21 protein-coding genes and 1 riboswitch are annotated in these 23258 nt (G+C 31.8%); of the genes, 18 read left to right on the forward strand and 3 right to left on the reverse strand.

Annotated elements, in window-relative coordinates:
• Window positions 1-45 precede the first annotated feature (45 nt).
• The 3 genes from ACFVQC_RS20590 to ACFVQC_RS20600 are packed head-to-tail and all read left to right on the forward strand — an operon-like array spanning window position 46 to window position 3462.
• Complete coding sequence (locus tag ACFVQC_RS20590; RefSeq protein WP_377899089.1) at window positions 46-816, forward strand: ABC transporter ATP-binding protein; 771 nt, start codon at window positions 46-48, stop codon at window positions 814-816.
• On the forward strand, window positions 791-2722 hold the full coding sequence (locus ACFVQC_RS20595) for an ABC transporter permease (RefSeq protein ID WP_377899090.1): 1932 nt from the start codon (window positions 791-793) through the stop codon (window positions 2720-2722). Before ACFVQC_RS20590 ends, ACFVQC_RS20595 begins: the two co-directional genes overlap by 26 nt.
• Window positions 2723-2772: 50 nt before the next feature.
• Window positions 2773-3462 (forward strand): lipoprotein BA_5634 family protein, encoded by a 690-nt coding sequence (locus ACFVQC_RS20600; protein ID WP_377899091.1) that lies wholly within the window; start codon window positions 2773-2775, stop codon window positions 3460-3462.
• Window positions 3463-3538: 76 nt separating this feature from the next.
• On the opposite strand, the gene ACFVQC_RS20605 is transcribed toward ACFVQC_RS20600, so the two are convergent.
• Window positions 3539-3880 carry a DUF3914 domain-containing protein gene (locus ACFVQC_RS20605; RefSeq protein WP_377896262.1) on the reverse strand — a complete coding sequence of 114 codons (342 nt, stop codon included), beginning with the start codon at window positions 3878-3880 and terminating at the stop codon, window positions 3539-3541.
• 279 nt (window positions 3881-4159) lie between these two features.
• Here ACFVQC_RS20605 and ACFVQC_RS20610 point away from each other — a divergent pair, with 279 nt between their 5' ends.
• The 9 genes from ACFVQC_RS20610 (at window position 4160) to ACFVQC_RS20650 (ending at window position 15676) form a co-directional block, all read left to right on the forward strand.
• Window positions 4160-5401 carry an esterase/lipase family protein gene (locus ACFVQC_RS20610; RefSeq protein ID WP_377899092.1) on the forward strand — a complete coding sequence of 414 codons (1242 nt, stop codon included), beginning with the start codon at window positions 4160-4162 and terminating at the stop codon, window positions 5399-5401.
• Between the two features lie 86 nt (window positions 5402-5487).
• Complete coding sequence (locus ACFVQC_RS20615; RefSeq protein ID WP_377899094.1) at window positions 5488-6513, forward strand: homoserine dehydrogenase; 1026 nt, start codon at window positions 5488-5490, stop codon at window positions 6511-6513.
• A gap of 96 nt (window positions 6514-6609) precedes the next feature.
• Window positions 6610-8058, forward strand: a complete 1449-nt coding sequence (gene pdxR, locus ACFVQC_RS20620; RefSeq protein WP_002147488.1) for a MocR-like pyridoxine biosynthesis transcription factor PdxR — start codon at window positions 6610-6612, stop codon at window positions 8056-8058.
• Window positions 8059-8062: 4 nt separating this feature from the next.
• Window positions 8063-8977, forward strand: coding sequence for a D-alanine--D-alanine ligase (ddlB, locus tag ACFVQC_RS20625; protein ID WP_377899095.1), 915 nt, complete (start codon window positions 8063-8065; stop codon window positions 8975-8977).
• Between the two features lie 73 nt (window positions 8978-9050).
• A riboswitch (TPP riboswitch) is annotated at window positions 9051-9156 on the forward strand.
• Between the two features lie 126 nt (window positions 9157-9282).
• Window positions 9283-9972, forward strand: coding sequence for a thiaminase II (gene tenA, locus ACFVQC_RS20630; RefSeq protein ID WP_377899096.1), 690 nt, complete (start codon window positions 9283-9285; stop codon window positions 9970-9972).
• 332 nt (window positions 9973-10304) lie between these two features.
• A complete protein-coding gene (locus tag ACFVQC_RS20635; RefSeq protein WP_377899098.1) occupies window positions 10305-12686 on the forward strand; it encodes a pPIWI_RE module domain-containing protein in 2382 nt (793 codons plus the stop codon).
• Window positions 12687-12896: 210 nt separating this feature from the next.
• The gene (locus tag ACFVQC_RS20640) at window positions 12897-13664 is read left to right on the forward strand and encodes a DUF3959 family protein (protein ID WP_377899099.1); all 768 of its coding nucleotides are present in this window, start codon (window positions 12897-12899) and stop codon (window positions 13662-13664) included.
• A 229-nt stretch (window positions 13665-13893) separates the two neighbouring features.
• Entirely contained in the window at window positions 13894-14952 is a 1059-nt protein-coding gene (locus ACFVQC_RS20645; RefSeq protein ID WP_377896261.1) for a glycosyltransferase, read from the forward strand.
• Between the two features lie 244 nt (window positions 14953-15196).
• The gene (locus ACFVQC_RS20650) at window positions 15197-15676 is read left to right on the forward strand and encodes a homoserine dehydrogenase (RefSeq protein WP_377896260.1); all 480 of its coding nucleotides are present in this window, start codon (window positions 15197-15199) and stop codon (window positions 15674-15676) included.
• A 600-nt stretch (window positions 15677-16276) separates the two neighbouring features.
• Here the strand turns inward: ACFVQC_RS20650 and ACFVQC_RS20655 are convergent.
• On the reverse strand, window positions 16277-16468 hold the full coding sequence (locus ACFVQC_RS20655) for a hypothetical protein (RefSeq protein WP_377899100.1): 192 nt from the start codon (window positions 16466-16468) through the stop codon (window positions 16277-16279).
• 532 nt (window positions 16469-17000) lie between these two features.
• On the opposite strand from ACFVQC_RS20655, the gene ACFVQC_RS20660 reads away from it, so the two are divergent.
• Entirely contained in the window at window positions 17001-17204 is a 204-nt protein-coding gene (locus ACFVQC_RS20660) for a hypothetical protein (RefSeq protein WP_002147499.1), read from the forward strand.
• Between the two features lie 368 nt (window positions 17205-17572).
• On the opposite strand, the gene ACFVQC_RS20665 is transcribed toward ACFVQC_RS20660, so the two are convergent.
• On the reverse strand, window positions 17573-17785 hold the full coding sequence (locus ACFVQC_RS20665; RefSeq protein WP_377899101.1) for a hypothetical protein: 213 nt from the start codon (window positions 17783-17785) through the stop codon (window positions 17573-17575).
• Between the two features lie 297 nt (window positions 17786-18082).
• Here ACFVQC_RS20665 and ACFVQC_RS20670 point away from each other — a divergent pair, with 297 nt between their 5' ends.
• The 5 genes from ACFVQC_RS20670 to ACFVQC_RS20690 all read left to right on the forward strand — a co-directional run bounded on the left by ACFVQC_RS20670 (window position 18083) and on the right by ACFVQC_RS20690 (window position 23208).
• The gene (locus tag ACFVQC_RS20670) at window positions 18083-19087 is read left to right on the forward strand and encodes a DUF1835 domain-containing protein (protein WP_377899102.1); all 1005 of its coding nucleotides are present in this window, start codon (window positions 18083-18085) and stop codon (window positions 19085-19087) included.
• A 147-nt stretch (window positions 19088-19234) separates the two neighbouring features.
• Window positions 19235-19639 carry a hypothetical protein gene (locus ACFVQC_RS20675; protein ID WP_002110206.1) on the forward strand — a complete coding sequence of 135 codons (405 nt, stop codon included), beginning with the start codon at window positions 19235-19237 and terminating at the stop codon, window positions 19637-19639.
• A 160-nt stretch (window positions 19640-19799) separates the two neighbouring features.
• Window positions 19800-21035 carry a cytochrome P450 family protein gene (locus tag ACFVQC_RS20680; RefSeq protein WP_377899104.1) on the forward strand — a complete coding sequence of 412 codons (1236 nt, stop codon included), beginning with the start codon at window positions 19800-19802 and terminating at the stop codon, window positions 21033-21035.
• 267 nt (window positions 21036-21302) lie between these two features.
• On the forward strand, window positions 21303-22586 hold the full coding sequence (locus tag ACFVQC_RS20685; RefSeq protein WP_377896152.1) for an MFS transporter: 1284 nt from the start codon (window positions 21303-21305) through the stop codon (window positions 22584-22586).
• Entirely contained in the window at window positions 22576-23208 is a 633-nt protein-coding gene (locus tag ACFVQC_RS20690; protein WP_377899105.1) for a Vat family streptogramin A O-acetyltransferase, read from the forward strand. Before ACFVQC_RS20685 ends, ACFVQC_RS20690 begins: the two co-directional genes overlap by 11 nt.
• Window positions 23209-23258 lie beyond the last annotated feature (50 nt).

Consider the following 23258-nt stretch of genomic DNA (forward strand, 5'->3'; position numbering starts at 1 on the left):
CATTTACACTTTATAGTGAGCAGTGGAAATGAAGGGAGAATATAAATGGAAATTTTACATGCAAAAAGTATTAGTAAAGTATATAAAGGGAAAATACCTTTTAAAGCATTGGTGGATATTGATTTATCAATTCAAGAAGGTGAATTTGTAGGAATTATGGGCCCGTCAGGTAGTGGGAAAACAACGTTATTGAATATGGTATCTACTATTGATTCTCCATCATCGGGAGAAATTTTAATTAATGGCACAAATCCTTTCCAATTATCATCAGAAGATTTAGCGTTATTCCGCAGGAAACAATTAGGATTTGTTTTTCAATCATTTAATCTTCTTAGCACACTTACTGTAAAAGAAAACATCGTATTGCCGATGACATTAGATGGTGTTTCTGTGCAAGAAATGAATAGGCGAGTGGAAGAAATTGCAGAGAAGTTAAACATTACAGATATATTGAGTAAAAGAACGTTTGAAATATCAGGGGGTCAGGCTCAAAGAACAGCAATCGCTCGTGCTATCGTTCATAAACCGCAATTATTACTTGCAGATGAACCAACAGGGAATTTAGACTCTAAATCTTCAAATGATGTAATGGAGATGCTAGATACTCTTAATAAAGAAGAAAAAGCAACGATGATGTTAGTTACACATGATCCTTATGCAGCCAGTTTTTGCAGCAGAGTCATATTTATTAAAGATGGTCAATTATATAATGAAATTTATTGCGGTGACAGCAGGCAAGCCTTTTATCAAAAGATTATGGATGTCCTTTCTTTGTTAGGAGGGAAAAGGGATGACTTTTCGTCAGTTCGCATTTAATAATATTTTTCGTAATAAGCGTACATACGCTGCCCATTTTTTAAGTTGTGCATTTTCTATTATGATTTTCTTTACGTATGCCCTTTTATTATTTCATCCTGATTTACAAGGGGAATTAAAATCGACGAGTACAACAATAAGTGCATTTGGAACATTAGGATTTACAATTTCGCAAGGCTTGATTTTTGTATTTTCATTTTTCTTCATTCTATATTCAGTTAGTTCATTTTTAAAAATGCGTAAGAAAGAATTTGGCATTTTAATGATGCAAGGAATGTCAATGAGGCAGCTTAAGAAATTATTATTAATTGAAAATATGTTAATTGGACTTGGGTCAATTTGTATAGGGATTTTCATCGGACTCATATTTTCTAAACTAGTGTTATTGATAAGCGCAAGTGTATTAATGATTAGTAATGGTTTACCTTTTTATATACCAGTGCAGGCGGTATTATTAACAGTCATCACATTTCTTTTATTATTTTTAATTGTTTCGCTTGTTACTTTTAAAATGATAAAAGTAACGGAACTTGTGGAACTTATTCAAGCAGAGGAAAAGCCAAAGCCTGAACCGAAAGCTTCTATTCTATTATCGCTATTTTCTTTAATTAGTATAGGCTATGGATATATTTCAGTATTTCGCTTTATCCCAAGTACGAATTTTATTACGCTCGGAATGGGTGTACTTCTAGTCATTATAGGAACGTACTTTTTATATACACAGTGTAGCGTGTATATATTGTATCTTGCTAAAAGGAGTGAATCATTCTTTTTAAAGCGAACAAATATATTAACATTTTCAGAATTAATTTACCGTATGAAAGATAACGCAACGATGTTTTTCATTGTATCTATTATTTCAGCAGTTGCATTTACAGCAATCGGTACAACAGCTGCTCTTGGTAATAGGAATTTAGTATGGATGACAAACCCATATACATTTCTGTATGAAAGCTCTGAAAACAACAAATTGGTAGATAAACATCTCTCTATTATAAAAAAACATCTTGAGGATGCAAATATTCCGTACCGAATGGCTTCATCTTCAAATAAATTTACAGAAAGTAACGTAAATTTATTGAAATTAAGTGAATATAACGAACTTACGAGAGCACTCGGGTACCAACAAGAAACGATTGAAAAAGAAGATGAAATTTTACTAATCCCTGGGAGGGTGTCACAAAAACAAGAATTTAAAAATGGTGACTATAAAAAAAATATTGAAGTCATTCAAGGAGATTGGACAAAGACATTTCGTGTGAAAAAAACTGTGGGAAATTTAGTTTTACCACATGATCCTAGTAGTATTTATATTGCTGTTCAAGATCATGTGTATGATGAAATTCCTCATACGAGTAATCCAAAAGATGAAAATATTCAACATCGTACTTACGGATTTGTTGTAGATGATTGGATAAAAACGAAAGAGATTTCAAATCAATTAAAGAATGTATTCGATAAAGATCTTAGGGACAGAGATTTCTACTTTGAAGCTTTAACATTAAACTTGTTGGAGGCAAAGCAAAAGAATGGTTTATTACTTATGGCAAGTGTTTTAGTCGGAATCGTTTTCTTTACATTTGCTGCTAGTTTTATTTATTTCCGATTATATACTGATTTGGACCGTGATCAACAACAATATAAAATGATTTCGAAAATGGGATTAAGTAAACGAGAGTTAAAAAAAGTTGTAACGAGACAGTTAGTATTAATGTTCTTCTTACCGATTATCATTGCAGTGATTCATACTGTAGTTGCGTATACGGCACTGCAACAATTAGTCGATTTTTCTATTTTAAATAGCTCGATCGTTATTTTAATTTCATTTATATGTATACAAGTTTTATATTTCTTTATAACTCGTTGGCGTTACCTACAAAAGCTTTATAAAGTTATGGAGCAATAGAGTATATTAGCTTGTAAGACTACACAAAAGTATGTGAAAAAATGAACTGTATGATGAAAGGAAACGCGATGAAAAGAACTTTAACTATTTTTATGTTAACGATACTACTTTTAATAAGTTTTAGTGCATGCTCTAAAAAGGAAAATCCATTTCCTGCAAACGGTTTATTAATCATTGGAGATGAAAATAAAATTTCACCAATTATTAATCGTTATCAAGAAATTACGAAAGAAAATGAAGTGTTTTCTGTGAAAAAAGGTAAAGTTGGAAATGGACAGGTATTAATTTTAAATGAATCTACAGCACAAGCGATGATTAAAGCAAATGTTTTTCGTAAACGAGATAATGGATCCAATTTAAAACTAATAGATACGTTACCGAAATTCCCAAAAGAAGGCTCGCTGTTGTTTACACATGAAGACGAAAAGAATATGAAAAGTATTGAATTAGAAGAAAAAGAGATTCCAGTTTCATACGATAGCGACGCTTGGATAGGTAACACTCGTAAATATCCAACGCAATGGTATGTGATTGTATCAAAAAATAGTGTGTATAAAGAAATAAAGGAAAATGAAACGAAAATGCACCTTCTTCATTTGAAAAAATCTCTAGGTGACGAAAAGCCTAAAATGTCGACAGATAATACATTGGTTAATGAAAATGTCAAAGTAAAAAAGCTAATTAAAGGTTTGGAAGGAGAAGTATCTTTTCAGTTTGTAACGATTGGAGAAAGACCTTAAAAAAGAGTTCGAGGCTGATGAAAATTTTATCAACCTCGAACTCTTTTTAGTTTATAGACCAATCAAATATTATGCTTTACATTACTTCATTTAATCGAGTCTCACTCGTTTCTTCAATCGCATTTGAATTTTGAACTGAATTATTTTGAGCTTCTTTTTCTTTACGAGACTTTTGTAGCATTTCAAGGATGATCCATAAAGGAACACCTTTATCCTTTAACATCTTCCATAAATCTAATTCGTTAAATTTATGCTCAGGCTGTTTCATTTCTTTTTCAGATGAACGAATATCGAACTTGATAGGATCATTCGCTTTCTTACCTTCAAGTTTAGTAGAAGAGATAGTATTATGCTCAAGACTAGAAGGAGTTATTTTAGTAGGTTGAGATAATGTATGAATATTTAATCCGATTTGCATGCTTTTTTCCTCCTTTTCAAGCAATGAAATTAGTATTCTTATGATTTCTAAATCCAGTTAACATGAGGAAACTATATTTAATTATAAATTCAAATAATCAGATTTACAAGTTGTATTGTAAAAAGTAAATACTAACTTGAATTAATATTTATCAACATTTGTGTATGTTTTCTATATATACAATGTATATAAAATACTTTACATTATGTTTAAGTTGAAAACTAATTGTGTAAATCTTTTTCATAGAAAAATGTAAACGTTTTATTAGGGGGAGAAAGTATGGGAAAATTATATTTAAAAATATGTTTTTTTGCGTTAGTGACTTTCTGTTCAGTCGCTGCGAAAACAACTTATGCAGAAGAGAGACAACAAAATAATTATCCTATCATTTTAGTGAATGGCTTTGCCGGATGGGGTAGAGAGGAAATGCTAGGGGTTAAATATTGGGGTGGTGTTCATGATATACAGGAAGATTTAAAAAGAAATAATTATACAGTATATACTGCTGCTGTTGGGCCTGTTTCTAGTAACTGGGATCGGGCATGTGAATTATATGCGCAAATTAACGGTGGAACAGTAGATTACGGTGCGGCGCATGCTGAGATACATGGACATAATCGCTTTGGCAGAACTTATAGTGGTTTTGCACTGAATTGGAGTGAAACAAATAAAATTCATTTAGTCGGACATAGCATGGGTGGACAAACGACAAGAACATTAGTGCAGCTATTAAAAGAAGGCAGTTTTGAAGAAAAGAATTATGTGAAAAATCATTCGAACACAAAGATATCACCACTATTTGAAGGTGGTAAATCGTATGTTCATAGTGTTACAACATTAGCAACTCCTCACAATGGTACAACACTTGCGGACGGAAGTCTTCTGTTACCGTTTGTTAAAGATTTACTCATTACAGCTGCAAGTTTAGGAGGAAACAATAATTTATCATTATATGATTTTAAATTGGAACAATGGGGTATAAAAAAGAATGCCGGAGAGTCCTTTTTCCAATATAGTGATCGTATTCTAAATAGTTCAATTTGGAAAAATACAAAAGATATAAGTCAATGGGATTTAAGTACTGATGGTGCAAAAGAGTTAAATAATTGGGTAAAAACGCAATCGGATGTATATTACTTATCCTATAGTGGACATGCATCACAAGCAACACCTATAACAGGTTTACATTTACCTCATATAACGATGAATAAAGTGTTAATGGGTAATGCATTCTTCTTAGGTTCCTTTGCAAGGTATGAAGAAAATCGACCATTAATAGATACTTCTTGGTGGCAAAATGACGGTGTAGTAAATACAAATTCTATGATTGCGCCTTCGTCTAATATTGCTGCAAATGATAATAAGTCATTACAGATTGGAAAATGGAATCATATCGAAACGAAAGCAAATTGGGACCACCTCGATATGGTAGGACTAAGCGTTTCAGACACGTTAGGATTTTCTAATATTCAAGAGTTTTATAGAACAATTGCAGAAAAATTATCACGGTTACCGAAATAGATAATATAAAGCGCTCTCGATGGAATTCGAGGGCGCTTTATATTATATTGAAAGAGGGATTTGGTAGAAAAATATGGGGGGATATTATGAAAATTCAAGTTGTATTATCAGGATATGGGACAGTAGGAAGAGAGTTTATAAAATTATTAAACGAAAAATATTTATATATATATGAAACATATGGAATTCATTTAGTTGTAAGTGGCGTATTAGGTAGGAATATTGCAATACATAATGAGGAAGGTTTGTCTATTCATCATTTATTGATGTATGGTTGTGGTACTGCTGCAATTGAAAAATATATAGAACATCATCCGAAGGAACGTGCAACAAATAAGATAAGTGGTAATGTATTAGTAGAATCAACAGTTACAAATCTTAAAGATGGAAATCCAGGAAAAAAATATATAAAACAAGCGATTGAGAAACATATGGATGTAGTTGCAATTTCTAAAGGTGCCCTTGTTACAAACTGGAGAGAAATAAATGAAGCAGCAAAAATGGCGAATGTACGAATTCGATATAGTGGTGCAACTGCCGCGGCACTACCGACACTAGATATTGGGCAATTTAGTTTAGCAGGTTGCAATATTGAAAAAATAGAAGGGATATTAAACGGGACAACTAATTATATTCTTACAAGAATGTATGAAGAAGATAAAACTTTTGAAGAAGCGTTGCAAGAAGCACAAAATAAAGGGATTGCGGAGACAAACCCTTTATTAGATATAAGCGGGATGGATAGCGCATGTAAATTATTACTTTTGACGAATAGTTTAATGGGAACAGATTATGCACTCAAAGACATGCGAATAAAAGGAATAGAGCACGTTACAACGCACCAAATTCAAAATGCGAAAGAACAAAATAAAACTATTAAATTAATTGCATCAGCAAATAAAGATGATAATGGAAAAGTAAACCTTAGCGTACAACCTTTTAATTTAGAGAAAGAACATCCATTAGCAAGTATAAATGGTACCGAAAAAGGAATTACGTTCTTTACGGATTCAATGGGGCAAGTGACAACGCTTGGAGGTGCCTCAAATCCAAGAGGGGCAGCCGCAGCCGCTTTAAAAGATGTAATCAATTTATATCGAAAGGATTTATAGGTTTGCTGACCGTACCGCTATTATTAAAAAATACATATGTAGTGGACCTTTTGAGAATGAAATAAATATGTAAAAATAATTGCAGGGGGTAAGAAATTGTTTAAAGATTTTAAAGTTGTAAAAGATCGTCCCGTTTATATTCAATTAAAGGATTATTTAAAAAAGATGATTATGAAAGGGCATTTGCTCGGTGATCAAAAAATCCCATCAACAAGGGAACTGAGTGAATTATTATCGGTGAGCAGAAATACAGTACTCTCTGCTTATGCGGATTTAGAACAAGAAGGGCTCATTTATGCAGTTAAAGGAAAAGGAAATTTCGTTGCGAAGGTGGATATAAGTAACACCTCGTCTGTTGAAATAGATTGGAAAAATAAACTTAATACAGTTACCACATTAGCGGATGAATTAGACTTAATGAAGCATGGAGTTCGCTGGGAAAAAGGAATGATTGTTTTTAATAGTATAGCCCCGGATGAAAAGCTATTTGATGTTGAAAATTTCAAAAGAGCTTTTCTTACTCGTATGTCCATTGAAGGGGATATCGTATTGAACTACGGATATGCAAAAGGTTATCGACCGTTAATGAATTATCTACTTCATTACATGGAAATGAAAGGTGTAGATATTTCGAACAAAGATATTTTAATTACAAATGGATTTACAGAAGGATTAGATATTGTACTATCTTCCTTATCGAAGAAATCAGGGCGTGTTATTTGTGAGAATCCAACTCACCATGCTGCATTGAAACTTTTTCGCTTACACGGGCTTGAAGTTCATGGGATAGATATGAATGATGATGGTATTGATACGACTGAAGTAGAAAAAAGTTTACGTGAAAAGGATTTTGATTTTGCATATTTAATTCCTTCTTATCATAATCCAACTGGTATTGTTACGAGTTCGGAGAAAAGAACGGAATTGATGAGGCTATTTTCGAAATATAAGGTTCCTATTATAGAGGACGGGTTCAATGAAGAATTACGTTATTCAGGTTCACATTTAGCGCCATTATTAACTTTTGCTGGGGCTGGTAATAATGTGATTTATATTAGTAGCTTTTCGAAGGTACTTTTCCCTGGTTTACGTGTAGGGTGGATTATTGCAGATAAAGAACTGATTCATTATTTAGAAAGTGTTAAAAGAGCAAGAACCATTCACACATCTACGTTAGATCAAGCTGTTCTGTTTCAATATTTACATGAAGGATATTTTGAAAAATATTTAAAAAAAGCAAGATCTGTTTATAAGAAAAAATATGAGTTAGCTGTTGGGGCGTGTAATCAGTACATTCCGTTTAAAAGGATGACTGGAGATGGCGGACTTCATTTGTTTATAGAGTTGGAAGAAAAAATTCAAGCCCGCACACTTTTACAAAAGTGTTATGAGAAAGGCGTAACGTTTTCTCCTGGTGATGTTTTTTACTCTGATGGAGGAGGAGCGAACACATTCCGATTAGGATTTTCACGTTTGAAAGAAAAGGAAATTGTTAGCGGGATTCAAATAATTGGTGAAACATTAAAAAATGAAACTTGGAGTTGAGAAAATGAGAATTGGCGTTATTATGGGAGGAGTATCCTCTGAAAAACAAGTATCAATTATGACTGGGAATGAAATGATTGCACATTTAGATAAGAGTAAGTATGAAATAGTTCCAATTACGTTAAATGAAAAATTGGATTTAATTGAAAAAGCGAAAGACATTGATTTTGCATTGCTAGCATTACACGGAAAATACGGAGAAGATGGTACGGTTCAAGGGACGCTTGAGAGTTTAGGTATTCCATATAGCGGCAGCAATATGTTGTCTAGCGGTATATGTATGGATAAAAATATTTCAAAAAAGATTTTACGTTATGAAGGAGTAGAAACACCAGATTGGATTGAACTTACAAAAATGGAGGATCTAAAGCTTGATGAATTAGATAAGTTAGGATTTCCGTTAGTGGTAAAACCAAACTCTGGCGGCTCGAGTGTTGGCGTAAAGATCGTCAATGATAAAAATGAATTAATCTCAATGCTGGAAACTGTATTCGAATGGGATTCTGAAGTAGTAATTGAGAAGTATATAAAAGGTGACGAGATTACATGTACAATTTTTGATGGTAAACAGTTACCTATCATTTCGATTCGACATGCAGCGGAGTTTTTTGACTACAATGCAAAATACGATGATGTTAGTACAATTGAAGAAGTTATTGAACTTCCAACTGAAATTAAGGAACGTGTAAATAAAGCGTCATTGGCTTGTTATAAAGCATTAAAATGTAGTGTTTATGCAAGGGTAGATATGATGGTGAAGGACGGAATTCCATATGTAATGGAGGTTAATACATTACCAGGGATGACACAATCAAGTTTACTGCCAAAAAGTGCAGATGCGGCTGGAATTAATTATAGTAAACTATTAGATATGATAATTGAAACTTCATTAAAAGTAAGGAAAGAAGAAGGTTTTTAAGATAAGTGTACAATTAAAACTTTTGATAGTTCCACGAAGTATGCTATGATAATTACAATACGACAACTAAATATTTATCCACTAGGGGGGCCTTTTGTAGGCTGAGATCAAATATAATTTTGAGACTCTTAGTACCTGATCTGGTTAATACCAGCGTAGGGAAGTGGGAAGACGATCATATTTAAAGAATAAATTAATATTGTCTATTTCACTTTCTTTACGCCTGTAAAGAAAGTTTTTTTGTTTTACGGTTTTAATAACTGTGGATAAATACGTATATTTTATACATTATTGGAGGAATTTAAATGACTTTTTCACAAACATTACGTAAAGAAGTTGATTCTATTTGGGAGGCAAGTTTTAATCATCCTTTTGTAAAAAAACTTGGTGAAGGTACGTTAGATTTAGCAAGTTTTCGTTATTATGTACTTCAAGATTCATATTATTTAAGTCATTTTGCTAGAGTACAAACTTTAGGAGCTGCAAAGGCTCTTGAATTAGAAACGACAGCTCGCATGGCGCACCATGCTCAAAATACATATGAAGCAGAATTATCATTACATGAGAATTTCGCAAAGAAATTAGGAATTACGAAAGAAGAAAAAGATAATTTTATCCCTGCACCAACTGCATATGCGTATACTTCACATATGTACCGTGCGGCGTATGAAGGGCATTTAGGAGATATTATCGCAGCAATTTTACCTTGCTACTGGCTATATTATGAAATTGGTGAACGTTTAAAAGAGTGCCAGCCAGAAGAGCCAATTTATAAAGAGTGGATTTCTGCTTATGGATCTGATTGGTTCCGTACTTTAGTTGAAGAGCAAATTACACGATTAGATGCTATTGCTGAACAAGTGACAGAGTCTGATCGGAAGCGTATGAAACAGCATTTCATTATTAGTAGTCAATATGAATATTCATTTTGGGAAATGGCTTACACTTTAGAAAAATGGCCAGTGAATACAGGCGTAAAAAATGTAATTAGATAAAGAGTATATAAAAGGTATCGCTATATCAAGAGGTGATACCTTTTATTATATTTAGTTTCTGTAATTTTTTTGTAAATCATAGATGAAAAAATTAATAATGTATTATAATGATTTTGTAATATAAAGAGTGACATAAGGAGGTAGTTATATGTTAATAGTAACTTTTTATTAATTATAATTTTAATAATATTTTATTAAAATATTCAAATTCAATCTAGTTATTTCCTTTAATGTGCTTGGTTTAAATTTGATTCGTTTATGCTTAAAAAAATTAGTATCTTTTCTAGTATTATTCATGATCAATATAAATTAAGAGAGGAAGTATTAATAATATGGAAAAATTACGGTTATTAGCATTTAAAAATATAGTAGAACCCCTCTATAATGAGAAAGTATCGTATATTTATTTTCCTATTGAATGGCTTGAGATTGTAGAGATACATTATAGAACATTTTTATTAACGAGCAAATTAAAACTTTTAAATGAAAGATTGTATGAAATGTTTTCTGATATATTATTCATTCAGCACAATCCATATATATTAAGGGAAGATACGCCCTGGATTGTAGCAAAAGAACCAATGAAACAAGAACAGTTAGACTATATTTTCCAAAGCTGGTATGAGGTTATTCATGATTGGAAACCGAATAAATTAATAGATCCACCACATTTAGAATGGCAGTATGACTTAATTAGTAATTTACCAGTATTACATGATAAAAAAACGTTTTCTAAATGGGTACCAGCTTTAATTACTCATATTTTTTGCGAAAAGCCTTTACGTATGGAAAATAAGAATGAAGAAGAAATATATTTTTCGCCACTGCGATCACAATATGTTTCTGAAGCGATGTCTGAGCCAATTAAAGATGAAGAAACACATGATTATTTTGCTTATGTATATCGGTTTGAATACGTAACTCGTGGAGGTGAGAATATTCCGCTATTAAAAGTATCTGTAGGGATTAGGAGGTTTTATCAACAATATAATCATAAAGATATCTCTATACTTTTAGGGCGAAAGCGGAGCCAAATACTGATTTCAACTCCTGAATTTGAATCAAATAATAAAAAGCAAAGATTTGTAAAGTTAAAAGTGCAACAAGCTAAAAAAGGAATAAAGTGGATTAAACGTTTTAGAAATTTAAAAGATGATTATAGGATAGGGGGAGAGGTTAAATTAGAGCAAATTCTCCAATGTCCGAAAGAGTATATTAGAGGAACTAATGTAAGAGTGCTTCTTCCATATAACGAAAATATATATAAAGTTCAAGGAACAAAAATAAAATTTGGTATAAAAGTAAGAGAAAAAGTGGAACTTTTTAATGAATTCCAACGAAGCTTCCCATATTTCACATTACTTCCAGAATGTGAAAATGTATTAACTAATAATGAGAATGAGTTATTACCTTTATTTGCCCCAAAGGGATTAGACTCAATTACGTTAGAAGTATGGTCAGATGATATAGTAATAGAGATAGAACAGGCGTTATTAGATAGCAAAATAGTTTTAGCTCAAAATGGAGATTCTTCCTATGTATTAAATGCAGACAATCCGGTGTTGTTAAAAATAGTAAGATATAACATTGGAAACGTGTTACAAAATCCATATAGAATGCAATATAGCCATAAAAACAAAAAGAAACTAGTAGACGATGTCGTAAAAGCTGTACATGCTACGGCAGGTGAGCAAAATGAAATGAAATTAGCATTAATTGCAATAAAAAATTGTGATGGTCGCGAAAAAATTAATCCAAAGCAAATTATTCGGGAAGGATTCGCTCGAACGGAACGTATTTCAGCATTTATTAATTTATTTATCGGACAAAGTGTATCTAAAAAAGAAATTAGTAATGCCATTCTTAGTTTGTTAGAACAAAAGGGGTTCTTAAAGCGTAGTTGGAATAAGATAAAATTACCGGGGATAATTGTAAATTTATCAATTGAGAAAATGTCTAAATATGATTTCTTACCTATTTTTTCAAAAATAAATGGGAGAGAAATAGTATATAAATTATATGGTCAAGAAGAATGGGGTACAATTGATCATACTTTATTAAATATAGGTAATAATAAAGTATTTTTACCACAACCATCAAAAAGGAATGATATAGGAGTCAGTTTTAAACAATTTATGTCAGAAACATTAGTTGAAATTTCGCAAGATGCACATAAACAAAATAAAGAAGTTTATTTTATTGCAGATGCAAATATGAGGAAATATTGGATAGAAGAATTACAAAATGAAAGCGTTAATATTGGGGTTTCACCTGAAATAATCTCGAATTTTAAAGAGGATATAAACATAATTAGAATTAATACTAACTCAGATGTACCGAACTATATTGTTAGAGGCCAAGAATATGTTATGGATGAAACGAGATTATTTGTAGATCAAATGGGAATTTACTATAGCACGGCTGCATACGAATTAAATTGTAATGAGATAGCACAGCAGTACATACTCGAAGTTATCCCGTTTGGTGTGAAATCTGAAGAAATAGAAGAAATCGCCAAAATGATACATTACATGTGCTGTAAATCAACCTTGCTCTCGGAACAAAATATTCATAATACGCATGTAATGCATATGGCTAAATTAATTAAAAATTATACTACCGATATTGATTCAAGGGAGTTTAAAGAATCCAATGACGAATTAGATGAAGATGTAATAATTTTAGAAAAAGAAGATGCATTGATATTAATATAAATAATAGTATACAAATCCTGCTAGTAATAATGAGCAGGATTTGTCATTTTTTCATGTAAATAAGGCTATCCTTTGTCATGTATCTTTTCTTTTACGTATTTACTTTATTTACATACAGGATTAAGATGTTTTTTAGAAATACAAAAACTACATCATATGGAAAAGCGATTTTTATTAATTGAAAATAAAATTTGAAAGGAATGGGGAATTGTGAAGAAATTAGATGTATTATTAATGCTACTGAGCGGCCTCTTTCCAATTGCAGGAATGTTAAAGCAAATCCCTCTTGAACAATCTTTATATATTGGAGGACTTTTATTTTTTACTAGTTTCGGTAGTTACTTTGCGAAAAAGATATATTCACGTATATGTAGCTGGATAGCATATGCACCATTTATAACACTACTGTTAGTTATTTGGAATCAGGATATTTCAACAAGTGTTATAATAGCAAATGCCAAAATTGCCGCTTGTATCGCTTTAATACCTTGTATATTCCGCTTTCGTACATACGGGCTTACTTTAGGTTTATTCTCATTATGGGCCGCTTTATTATGGGATATAAAAGAAGTACAGTCGTTAGTCATACTTGAGCGTATGACGAGTTTAATGACAAGCAATTACGTATATCTTCTACTCTTGGTTGGAGGACTTATATTAGGTGGATTACTTGCGACGTTAATACATCGAAAAGAGAAAGATAATAATAAAGAAAATACAAATCTATTTAAACAAAAAAAGAAACGTAAAAGGCTATCATTTAAGATCCGCTTTCCAAGATTACCGAAATTTAAGATGAAATTATTTAAGTTTGGTGGAAAAGGTTCTAAACGTAAAACGCCAGAAATAATGCATGAGCGTAATAACGAAGAAACAGTTGTAACATATGAAATGGCAGAGCAAATAGATCAATATAAAGAAAGTACTGTTCAAGGACAAACTAGGATGGAACGTCGAAAAAATAGGTATAATGCATAATAAATTTCACTAACCCCTTAATGATTTATCGTAAAATTGATAAATCATTAAGGGGTTTTTTATGTAATTAAATATAGATTGCGTATGCACAGTTTTAGAAGTATTAGTCAATTAACTAATAACTTCATGCATATCTTGAGGTAGGTATTTGTGAAGATAATTTCTTTTTCAATCATATAATACATTAGGAGGAGGGATTATCTTGACCGAAATAACAATTAGTTTATGCATGATTGTAAAAGATGAAGAGCAAGTTATCGCAAGGTGTCTAGATTCAGTAAAACACATAGTTGATGAAATAGTTATTGTAGATACTGGATCTACAGATAGAACTAAAGATATTGTTCGAAAGTATACAACTAACATTTATGATTATAAGTGGAATGATAATTTTGCGGCGGCCAGAAATTTTTCATTTTCTAAAGCGAAAAAAGATTATATTTTATGGTTGGATGCTGATGATGTTTTATTTGAAAAGGATCAGCAGAAATTTTTAAATTTAAAACAAGAAATGGATGATGATATTGACGCGGTATTAATGTTTTATCATTTAAATACTGGATTAAGTATGGAGCCAATGTATATTACAACACGTTATAGGCTTGTTAATCGCTCAAGAAATTTTCAATGGATTAACAAAGTGCACGAATTTATACAAGTTGAAGGAAATTTGTTGCATACGGATATAACTATTACTCATTGTAAAGAAAAACCAAGAATTGATCAGAATTTTAAAATTCTCCAATCCATAATTGAAACAGAAGAAGTTACGCTTACAAATTGGTTCAATTATGCGAATGAATGTATGTTTCAGCAAAAGTATGATCAGGCAATTCAATTTTATAAAAAAGTATTAGATAGTAAAGAAAATTGGGGAGAAGGAAATATTTATGTGTGCGGAAACTTAGCGTATTGTTATATGCAACTTCAAAAGTGGGATAAAGCATTAGAAACTTTTACAAGGGCTTTTCAATACGGGAATCCAAGAGGGGAAATTTGTGTTGGGATAGGGCATGTCATGATGGAACAAAAAAAATATAAAGAAGCAATTCGCTGGTATTTAGCAGCCACGAAAATTACATATCCTAATGAGGCGATACTTTATAACCCCGCAAGTTACAATTGGGTTCCATATTTCCATATAAGCTTGTGCTACAGCCATTTAGGAAACTATGATAAGGCGTTATATTATAATGAATTAGCAGCAAATTATATACCTAATCATCCAGCGGTAATATATAACCAGCAATATTTTAATACTTTATTACAAAGTAAAGAGAAGGGTTAATTAAGAAAATTAAGTCAAGTTATTTTTATTAATGATTTCATTTTCTATAGTGATATACACAATATTAATTATGAGGATGGATTGCTTCGGATTGGTAAGTAACTAAAGAAATTATTACAACTATGTAAGGTTCATGTAATGATAATCGATAGTAAATTAAGATGTTTGAGTGTATTGTTAATAGGATTTAAAAGTACTTTTTATCTATAAGGGGAAATAATATTTAATTAGGAAGTGTAATTAAATGATTGAAATTAAATCTATTATCCATTCGTACAAACTAAAGAGAAGAATAGCTAGGGATTTATACGGCAACAGAGATGAATTGACGCTGTTATTAAATGAATTTCATAATATGAAAGGTACAGCTGCATCTGAAAAAAAGAAAAATAGTATGCTATCTCGTTTGCAATTAATTTATCAAAATATAAAATTAGATAAGCAGTACCCTCTACCATTTGCTTTAAATAACAAGTTATTGGAGCGGTTAGAAAATGAATCTTTTCAAACTATTGAGGGTTGTGTATCATGTCTACATTTAATGTTGGATATAAATTATGAAAAAATAAAACATTATGGATCGAGCACAAGTAGGTCATTTGTTCCATTATCGCAATCTTCAATTTGTCTTGCTGATTGTGTTTGTTTAACAGGAGTTGTATTCGGGTTACTAGGAACAGTGACATTTGGAGGATTAATGTTATCTGTATGTTCTCTTACATAAGGAAAAAAGGGCACCCACTTAAGGTGTTTTTTTTTAGTTATTTAGGAGAGCTTTTGAGATAGGAGGGACATGGATTCAAATCTATAGTTACACATTTTTATTGTGTTGTGTAACTCAAAAAGGAAAGTATCAGCAACTGCTTATTTTGTATGACTATAAACATTGGCTATTTGGGAGCTGTAATAGAATGCTTAGAAGGGGGCAAAAAATGGTGTGTGAAATATTAATAAAAAAGGACAAGCAGTCGTACCTACTGTCCTTTAAAGGAGAAAAGTCTTTTGGTTAAGAACTACGAATAAACAGAAAATCTGCTTGTAATTAGTTTTATCCCAAATATACATGCCTATACAAAAAAGGGATAAGTTCAAAAATATTTATCCCAGGAAGGGAAATCCCAAACACCAAAATGGCTTGCATTGGTATACAGGTTCAAAAGTAGTATATGTAAAACGAAAAATCTCATACAAAAAGCAGACAATCAAAAGTATTGTCTGCCAGAAAGTCGGATGAATTAGCCAACTGTGAAAAATTGCTTTCCCACTTCAAGAAGAGTAAAGGCAACAAATTTGAAAGAAATGAATTGGGATTTAGTTATTGCTTCTATGAATGATGCGTTTTTTTCATTTTTTTTGTCCCCAAAAAACAACTAATAATTGCGAGTAATGCATTTGAAGAAATGAAATTTACGGTCCAATAAATTCCTGTTCCAGCAATTATATCGATAATTATAAATCTTTTAATTGCCGAACTTTGTACTACATGAAAAATAAATTGATTGTTATCGTTACCCAATGTTATCACATCCCTTATCTAATATATGACAAGGCATGCTTGCTCTAGTCTTCATGATAATATACGAAAAAGAGTAATTAGCAGAAGCTTATAAAGTAGTTCTAAATAAAAGATAACTATCGGAAGTTAAATTATTAATTTCAGTGAAAAAAATAACAATCATAATTTATCCTGCGTTATTGATGGGATATTATGTTTTACTTAAGGGCTTATGCGGAAAGTTTGATGAAAAATTCTTTCATTAAAAGTACGATTCCCAGCAGAAACAAGTCTTCAATTGAGAACCAAAACATACTTTTGTGAGGTTTTTTAAACTCTATAATATTGATAAAAATAAAAAAATTGCAATAAGTATGATGATTAAGAGGCGGCTTATATTAAGCATTAATAACACTCCTAATATGTAATCGGGACTATTATATAATCTTTTCCAAAGATATATAATTCTAGAAATATTTTATTGAAATTTTAACAAAAAGGATGTAAGCGTATTCTTAGCGAATTATAGATAATTAAGAAAGGCGGTGACACTATGAAGTATGTAAAAGTCAATATGAATGGTGGAAGTGAGCACAAATTCTCAATGAGTTTAGAACGATTTGAAGAACTTATTACTACAGAGAATGGATTATTAGAAAATAAATTAGTTTGTATTGAAAATGTAATGATTAACCCTACTAATATATCTTCTGTAGTTGAAAAAATTGGTGTACCTGCTAAATTTATGGAAGTTTAAAGATAATTAGATAAAAAACATCCCCATGGATGTTTTTTGTTTATAAATAAAGCAATTGTACAATGAAAGTATGAGCAGATTTTATTAGTAATAATGTAGGCTATTAAGAATGAATGGATATAGGAAGGTCTTTTCTAGCGTGTTAGTTACTCCAATGTGTATGTATCTATTTGGCATCTGGACATTGTGCTTTTTAATGCACAATGTAATAGGTACAAGCATATAGTATGTAATAGGATAAGATCTTCGTGTCCTACTAAATACTCAGAAAAAACCTCTAATCACATTAGGGCATCCAATAGCAGGGTGCTCTAATTTTTTATGAAAAATGTAGCTTCACAACGGTTTCGTTTCAATTATAGTTTTCTTTAACCTTTGATATTAAACTTATCTTTAACGCTAATAAATATTAAGATTAATATGATAGCAACAATTAAATTAGACAAATAGAAATTTTGGTGAAACAGTAGTTCAAAGATGACATCGAATGTATACAATAAAGCGACAGCAGGTAATATACAAATAAATATAAATCTCCAATTTTTTAAATAATGTTTATAATTAGTAAGTACTTTCGCCATTAATATTGCTCCTGTATTTTTTATTTTCTATATAATTATACATTTAAATAAAAAGATTTACAAAGTGTTTAAAAATTATTTAGCAACTAATGTGATCTTGGGAGATAAATAAGGAGGAAGAAAAAATATTATAGATCTATAGATTGAGAGGAATATAGAGAAAGCTTTTGTTAAAAACTTAGATGGCTGCAGCAATCTGTGTAATAAACGATTTGATTTTAAAAAGACTTTTAAACATCTGGGCTAAAATGATACACTATAATCTACGTTATTTTAGAAATGAATAGAGGGATTTATATGATAGATAAAATTAAAAATGTTGTAGAGGATATGTATGAAGATGAAGCAAAACATTTACTTCAAAGTATTCTAATACAGTTAGATGTATTAGACGGGAATTATAGCGAAGATATGATAAAAAATTTAACGAGTATCCCTAAGCAATTGACGAGTCATACAACTCAGGAAAAGAATTTAGAAGAAAGTACACATATTCATATTGCCTTTGATGATTCAACTGCCGGATGTTTAAAATATATGTTGAAACAAGAAGGATTACACGAGGAGAGTGTTGTTTCATACTCTGAATTCTTTTCAATTGGTCCCATACATCAATTACATACGAATGAAGGTCAATTAGCAAGGGCACAGTGGTTATTAAATAACTTAACTTCTTATGATTGTTATTTTGAAGAAGAGTATTTACCAAGATTTAAGGAGACTTTAGAAGAGCTACATTCAATTCCGAATGAAACACCGATTACCGTTTGGAAGGCGGATAATGCCCATGAGCACGTAGGGCTTTGTTTTGTAATTGCGCAATTAAAAGATAAGAAAAATATTCGTGTTATGAATACTTCTGAAGCGAGTAAAGAAATATTAAAACAAGATTATGATATCCGTGGAACTGGAGAATTATCTCCTGAAAGTTTAGCTCTTTTCCAAAAAAGTTTTGTGGAATTTCCGTATTTAACTGAAGAGAAGCGAATGAAGTTTTCACATGAGTGGGATAGATTATCGCAAAGCATGGAGTTTTTAAGAGTTTGGAAAGACGATGAAGTGCATTCTGTACAAGAAGGTTATTTTGATCAATTCATTATTGAGTGTGCGAAAAATGTAGGAGCAGATAAAGAGTTTTATAAAGCTCCGAGAGTAATAGGTGAAGTTCTTGGCCTTGTGGAGCAATTAGTTGGGGATACTTTCTTAGAGTATCGCTTGAAAGAATTAATTAAGCAAGAAGTATTTGAATATGAAGGTTCATTAGATCAAATGCGTTTTTATAGTGTGAAGTTAATAAAATAAAAAATATATCTTGTTTATAAAAAAGCTCGTATTTTAAAAATACGAGCTTTTTTTCAGATGAATTTAGGCTATACATAAGCTTCCTATGAATGGCGTATCACATATGAATGTTAAAAGGAACAAATGAAAAGAAGGTGATTTGTTAATATGTATAACCAACAAAATTATCCATATGATCAAACGATGTATTATAATCCACAACAATACGGATATGAACCTGATATCGAAGTTAGAGAGGTTGAACTAGAAGATTATAGACCAGATGATGCGGAAGATGCTCCAACGTCACCACCACCGTCACAAGCTCCGTCTTTACCATCCACATTTGCTTCTCCTGCACAAGCGGGCAATATGAAATCATGGATGTGTAACTGTTTAGGGAGATGGGGCTATTTACGTTTACATCGTCCTGGTCCATTCGGAAGAGATTTATGGTTCTTTCCGACAGAAGTAAGAAGAAGTGGGGTATCCGGCTACACTTGGCAAGCTGGTCGCCGCCGCAAAGTAAGTTATCGATATCAACAAATTAGTAATTTTATGTGCTTCGCATAATAGGAAGTGAGAGAGTAGAATAATTTTACTCTCTCACTTTTTTATTTTTCAATATACGAAGTAAGATTTTAATTAAAAATTTACAATTTTCTAGTTTTTATTGAAGTATAATTCAAATGTTGGGTTGATTTACACAAATAATTGAGAGTGAGGGAATGCAATGTCAATAAAAAATAAGGTTGGCCAAAAAATAGAAGATGGCATTAATTTAGCTTCTGCTCAGTTTAAAGAAGATGCTTATGAAATTTATAAAGAGTCGCGAAAAATACAACCTATATTATTTGTTAATAAAGTCGAGATTGGTACAGAATGGCTCATTACAAGATATGAAGATGCTCTGCCACTTTTAAAAGATAATCGCTTAAAAAAAGATCCAAATAATGTTTTTTCTAAAGATACAATGAACATGTTTCTTTCTGTTGACAATAGTGATCATTTAACAACGCATATGTTAAATTCGGACCCACCTAACCACAGTCGTTTACGATCTTTAGTTCAAAAAGCTTTTACACCAAAGATGATTTCACAATTAGACGGAAGAATTCAGAGAGTAGCGGATGATTTAATAAATGAGATAGAGCGAAAAGGTACATTAAATCTTGTGGATGATTATTCATTCCCATTACCGATTATTGTAATAAGTGAGATGCTTGGAATTCCAAAAGAGGATCAAGCGAAATTTAGAATTTGGTCTCATGCTGTCATTGCATCGCCAGAAACACCTGAAGAAATAAAAGAAACCGAAAAACAACTATCTGAGTTTATTACATATCTTCAATATATAGTTGATGTAAAACGGAAAAATCCAAAAGAAGATTTGGTTAGTGCGTTAATACTTGCAGAAAATGAAGGGCATAAACTTAGTGCTCGAGAGCTATATTCAATGATCATGTTATTAATTGTAGCCGGACACGAGACGACAGTGAATTTAATAACAAATACGGTATTAGCACTTCTTGAAAATCCGAAGCAATTACAATTATTAAAAGATAATCCGAAATTAATTGATTCAGCTATTGAGGAAGGATTGCGTTATTATTCTCCAGTTGAGGTGACAACTGCAAGATGGGCGGCTGAGCCGTTTCAAATTCACGAACAAACAATCCAAAAAGGAGATATGGTTATTATCGCATTAGCTTCAGCAAACCGTGATGAAACAGTATTTGAAAACCCAGAAGTATTTGATATTACACGAGAAAATAACCGTCATATTGCCTTTGGGCATGGTAGTCATTTCTGCCTAGGAGCACCACTTGCTAGGTTGGAAGCAAAGATTGCTATTACTACTTTGTTTAAACGGATGCCTGAACTACAAATAAAAGGCGATCGTGAAGATATTAAATGGCAAGGAAACTATTTAATGCGTTCTTTAGAGGAATTGCCTTTGACTTTCTAGAATAGTTAAAATGAGACATGCATACATTGAAAATGTTTTACATAGAGTATGTATGTGTTAATTAAATTCGAAACGGAAGGGTGAAAACATCCCAATGATCAACTAATTCTATTTGCAAGAGATCTTCGTTAAAAAACGAAATATTCTTCTGAATAGGATTAGTATGTACATGTATAGAAAAGGGATGTGTTTCGCACTGCGAATATATAGTCTTTTCATATGATTTGTGCTGCCTCCTGTTCAGAACACGAAATAGGAGGCTTTTTTATGTCGACGACTGTAGAAACGAAACAAAATCATGGGGTATCGGAAGTATTAAAAAATCGATTTGTGCAAGGTATTCTCGCATCGGCATTATTTTTACAAATTGGAATATGGGTTCGAAACTTTGCAGTATTGCTGTATGTAATGGAAATGACAAAAGGTGATGCATTCGCAATTTCCATGATTTCAGTTGCTGAATTTGCTCCGATTTTCATTTTTTCCTTTATTGGTGGAACTTTTGCTGATAGGTGGAAGCCGAGAAGGACAATGATATGGTGTGAAACGTTAAGTTCTATTTCAGTATTCGCTGTATTAATTACACTTATGTTTGGAACGTGGAAAATTGTGTTTTTTGTGACGCTAATCTCTGCAATCCTTTCGCAGTTTTCTCAACCATCTGGAATGAAATTGTTTAAACAACATTTATCGACGGAACAAATTCAATTAGCAATGTCTATATATCAAACGATATTTGCAATTTTTATGGTGTTAGGACCAATTCTCGGAACATTTATTTTTCATAGTTTTGGAATTTATATTTCAATCATCATAACGGGTATCGCTTTTTTACTTGCCGCAGGTGTATTGTTATTTCTTCCGAAAGATCTTGAAAACGAAGCAGCAAAGAAAGATATCACTTTGTTACAGGAAATGAAGGATGGTGTTAAGTACGTCAAAAAGAAAAAAGCATTAACCTTACTTGGTCTATGTTTTATGGCAGCAGGACTAGGTATAGGCTTAATTCAGCCACTAGGTATATTTATTGTGACTGAGCAGTTAGGGTTATCAAAAGAGAGTTTACAATGGTTACTAACAGTAAATGGAGCGGGGATGATTGTTGGTGGAGCTTTAGCGATGGTATTTGCGAAAAACGTTGCGCCGCAAAAAATGTTAATCGTAGGTATGCTAGGCCAGGCTATTGGAATTGGTATAATTGGTTACTCCACAAATTTATGGGTGACACTTACGGCACAACTTTTTAGTGGGTTAGCTCTACCGTGTATTCAAATTGGGATTAATACGCTCATTATTCAAAATAGTGACACGGATTTTATTGGTCGCGTAAACGGTATTTTAAGTCCACTATTCACCGGTTCAATGGTAGTAACGATGAGTATTGCTGGTTCATTAAAGGAGATGTTCTCATTAAGCACGATGTATGAGGGAACGGCTCTACTATTTATAATTGGATTATTGTTTATTTTACCTATATACAATTTAAAGCCAGTAATAGCAGTAGAAAGTGAAATGAATGGTAAAGGAAGTGCTGTGCAACATGAATCCTAATCCAAATGTTAAATACCCAATTGAAGGAAATCAAAACGTTCATTTTATAAAAAATACAATAACGAAATCTAATATACTCGTTGGTGACTATTCTTATTATGATGCGAAACATGGGGAAACATTAGAAGATCGAGTATTATATCATTATGAATTTATCGGAGATCGTCTCTTCATTGGGAAGTTTTGCTGTATTGCATCTGGAGTTACCTTTATTATGAACGGAGCAAATCATCGAATGAATGGATTTTCAGCTTATCCGTTTAATATTTTCGGGAATGGGTGGGAGAAGTTTACACCAGATTTGTCTGATTTACCGTATAAAGGAGATACAGTTGTAGGAAATGACGTTTGGATCGGTATGGATACAACGATTATGCCCGGAATTAAAATAGGAGATGGTGCAATCATTGCAGCGAAATCTGTTGTGACTAAAGACGTCGCACCATATACAATCGTTGGTGGTAATCCTGCAAATAAAATAAAAGAGAGATTTTCAAATGTAATAATAGACGAATTATTGCAGATTCAATGGTGGAATTTCGATATTGAAAAAATAACCGATAATATTGATTCTATTGTAGGAGCGGATATAGAATCACTAAGAAAGCTAAAAAGAAAATAAAAATGCATAGCAAAGAGTATCATACCTCCGGATTTTGTTAATGATAAAAG

Source organism: Bacillus sp. NPDC057893 (genome assembly GCF_042796455.1).
Taxonomy (GTDB): Bacteria; Bacillota; Bacilli; order Bacillales; family Bacillaceae_G; genus Bacillus_A.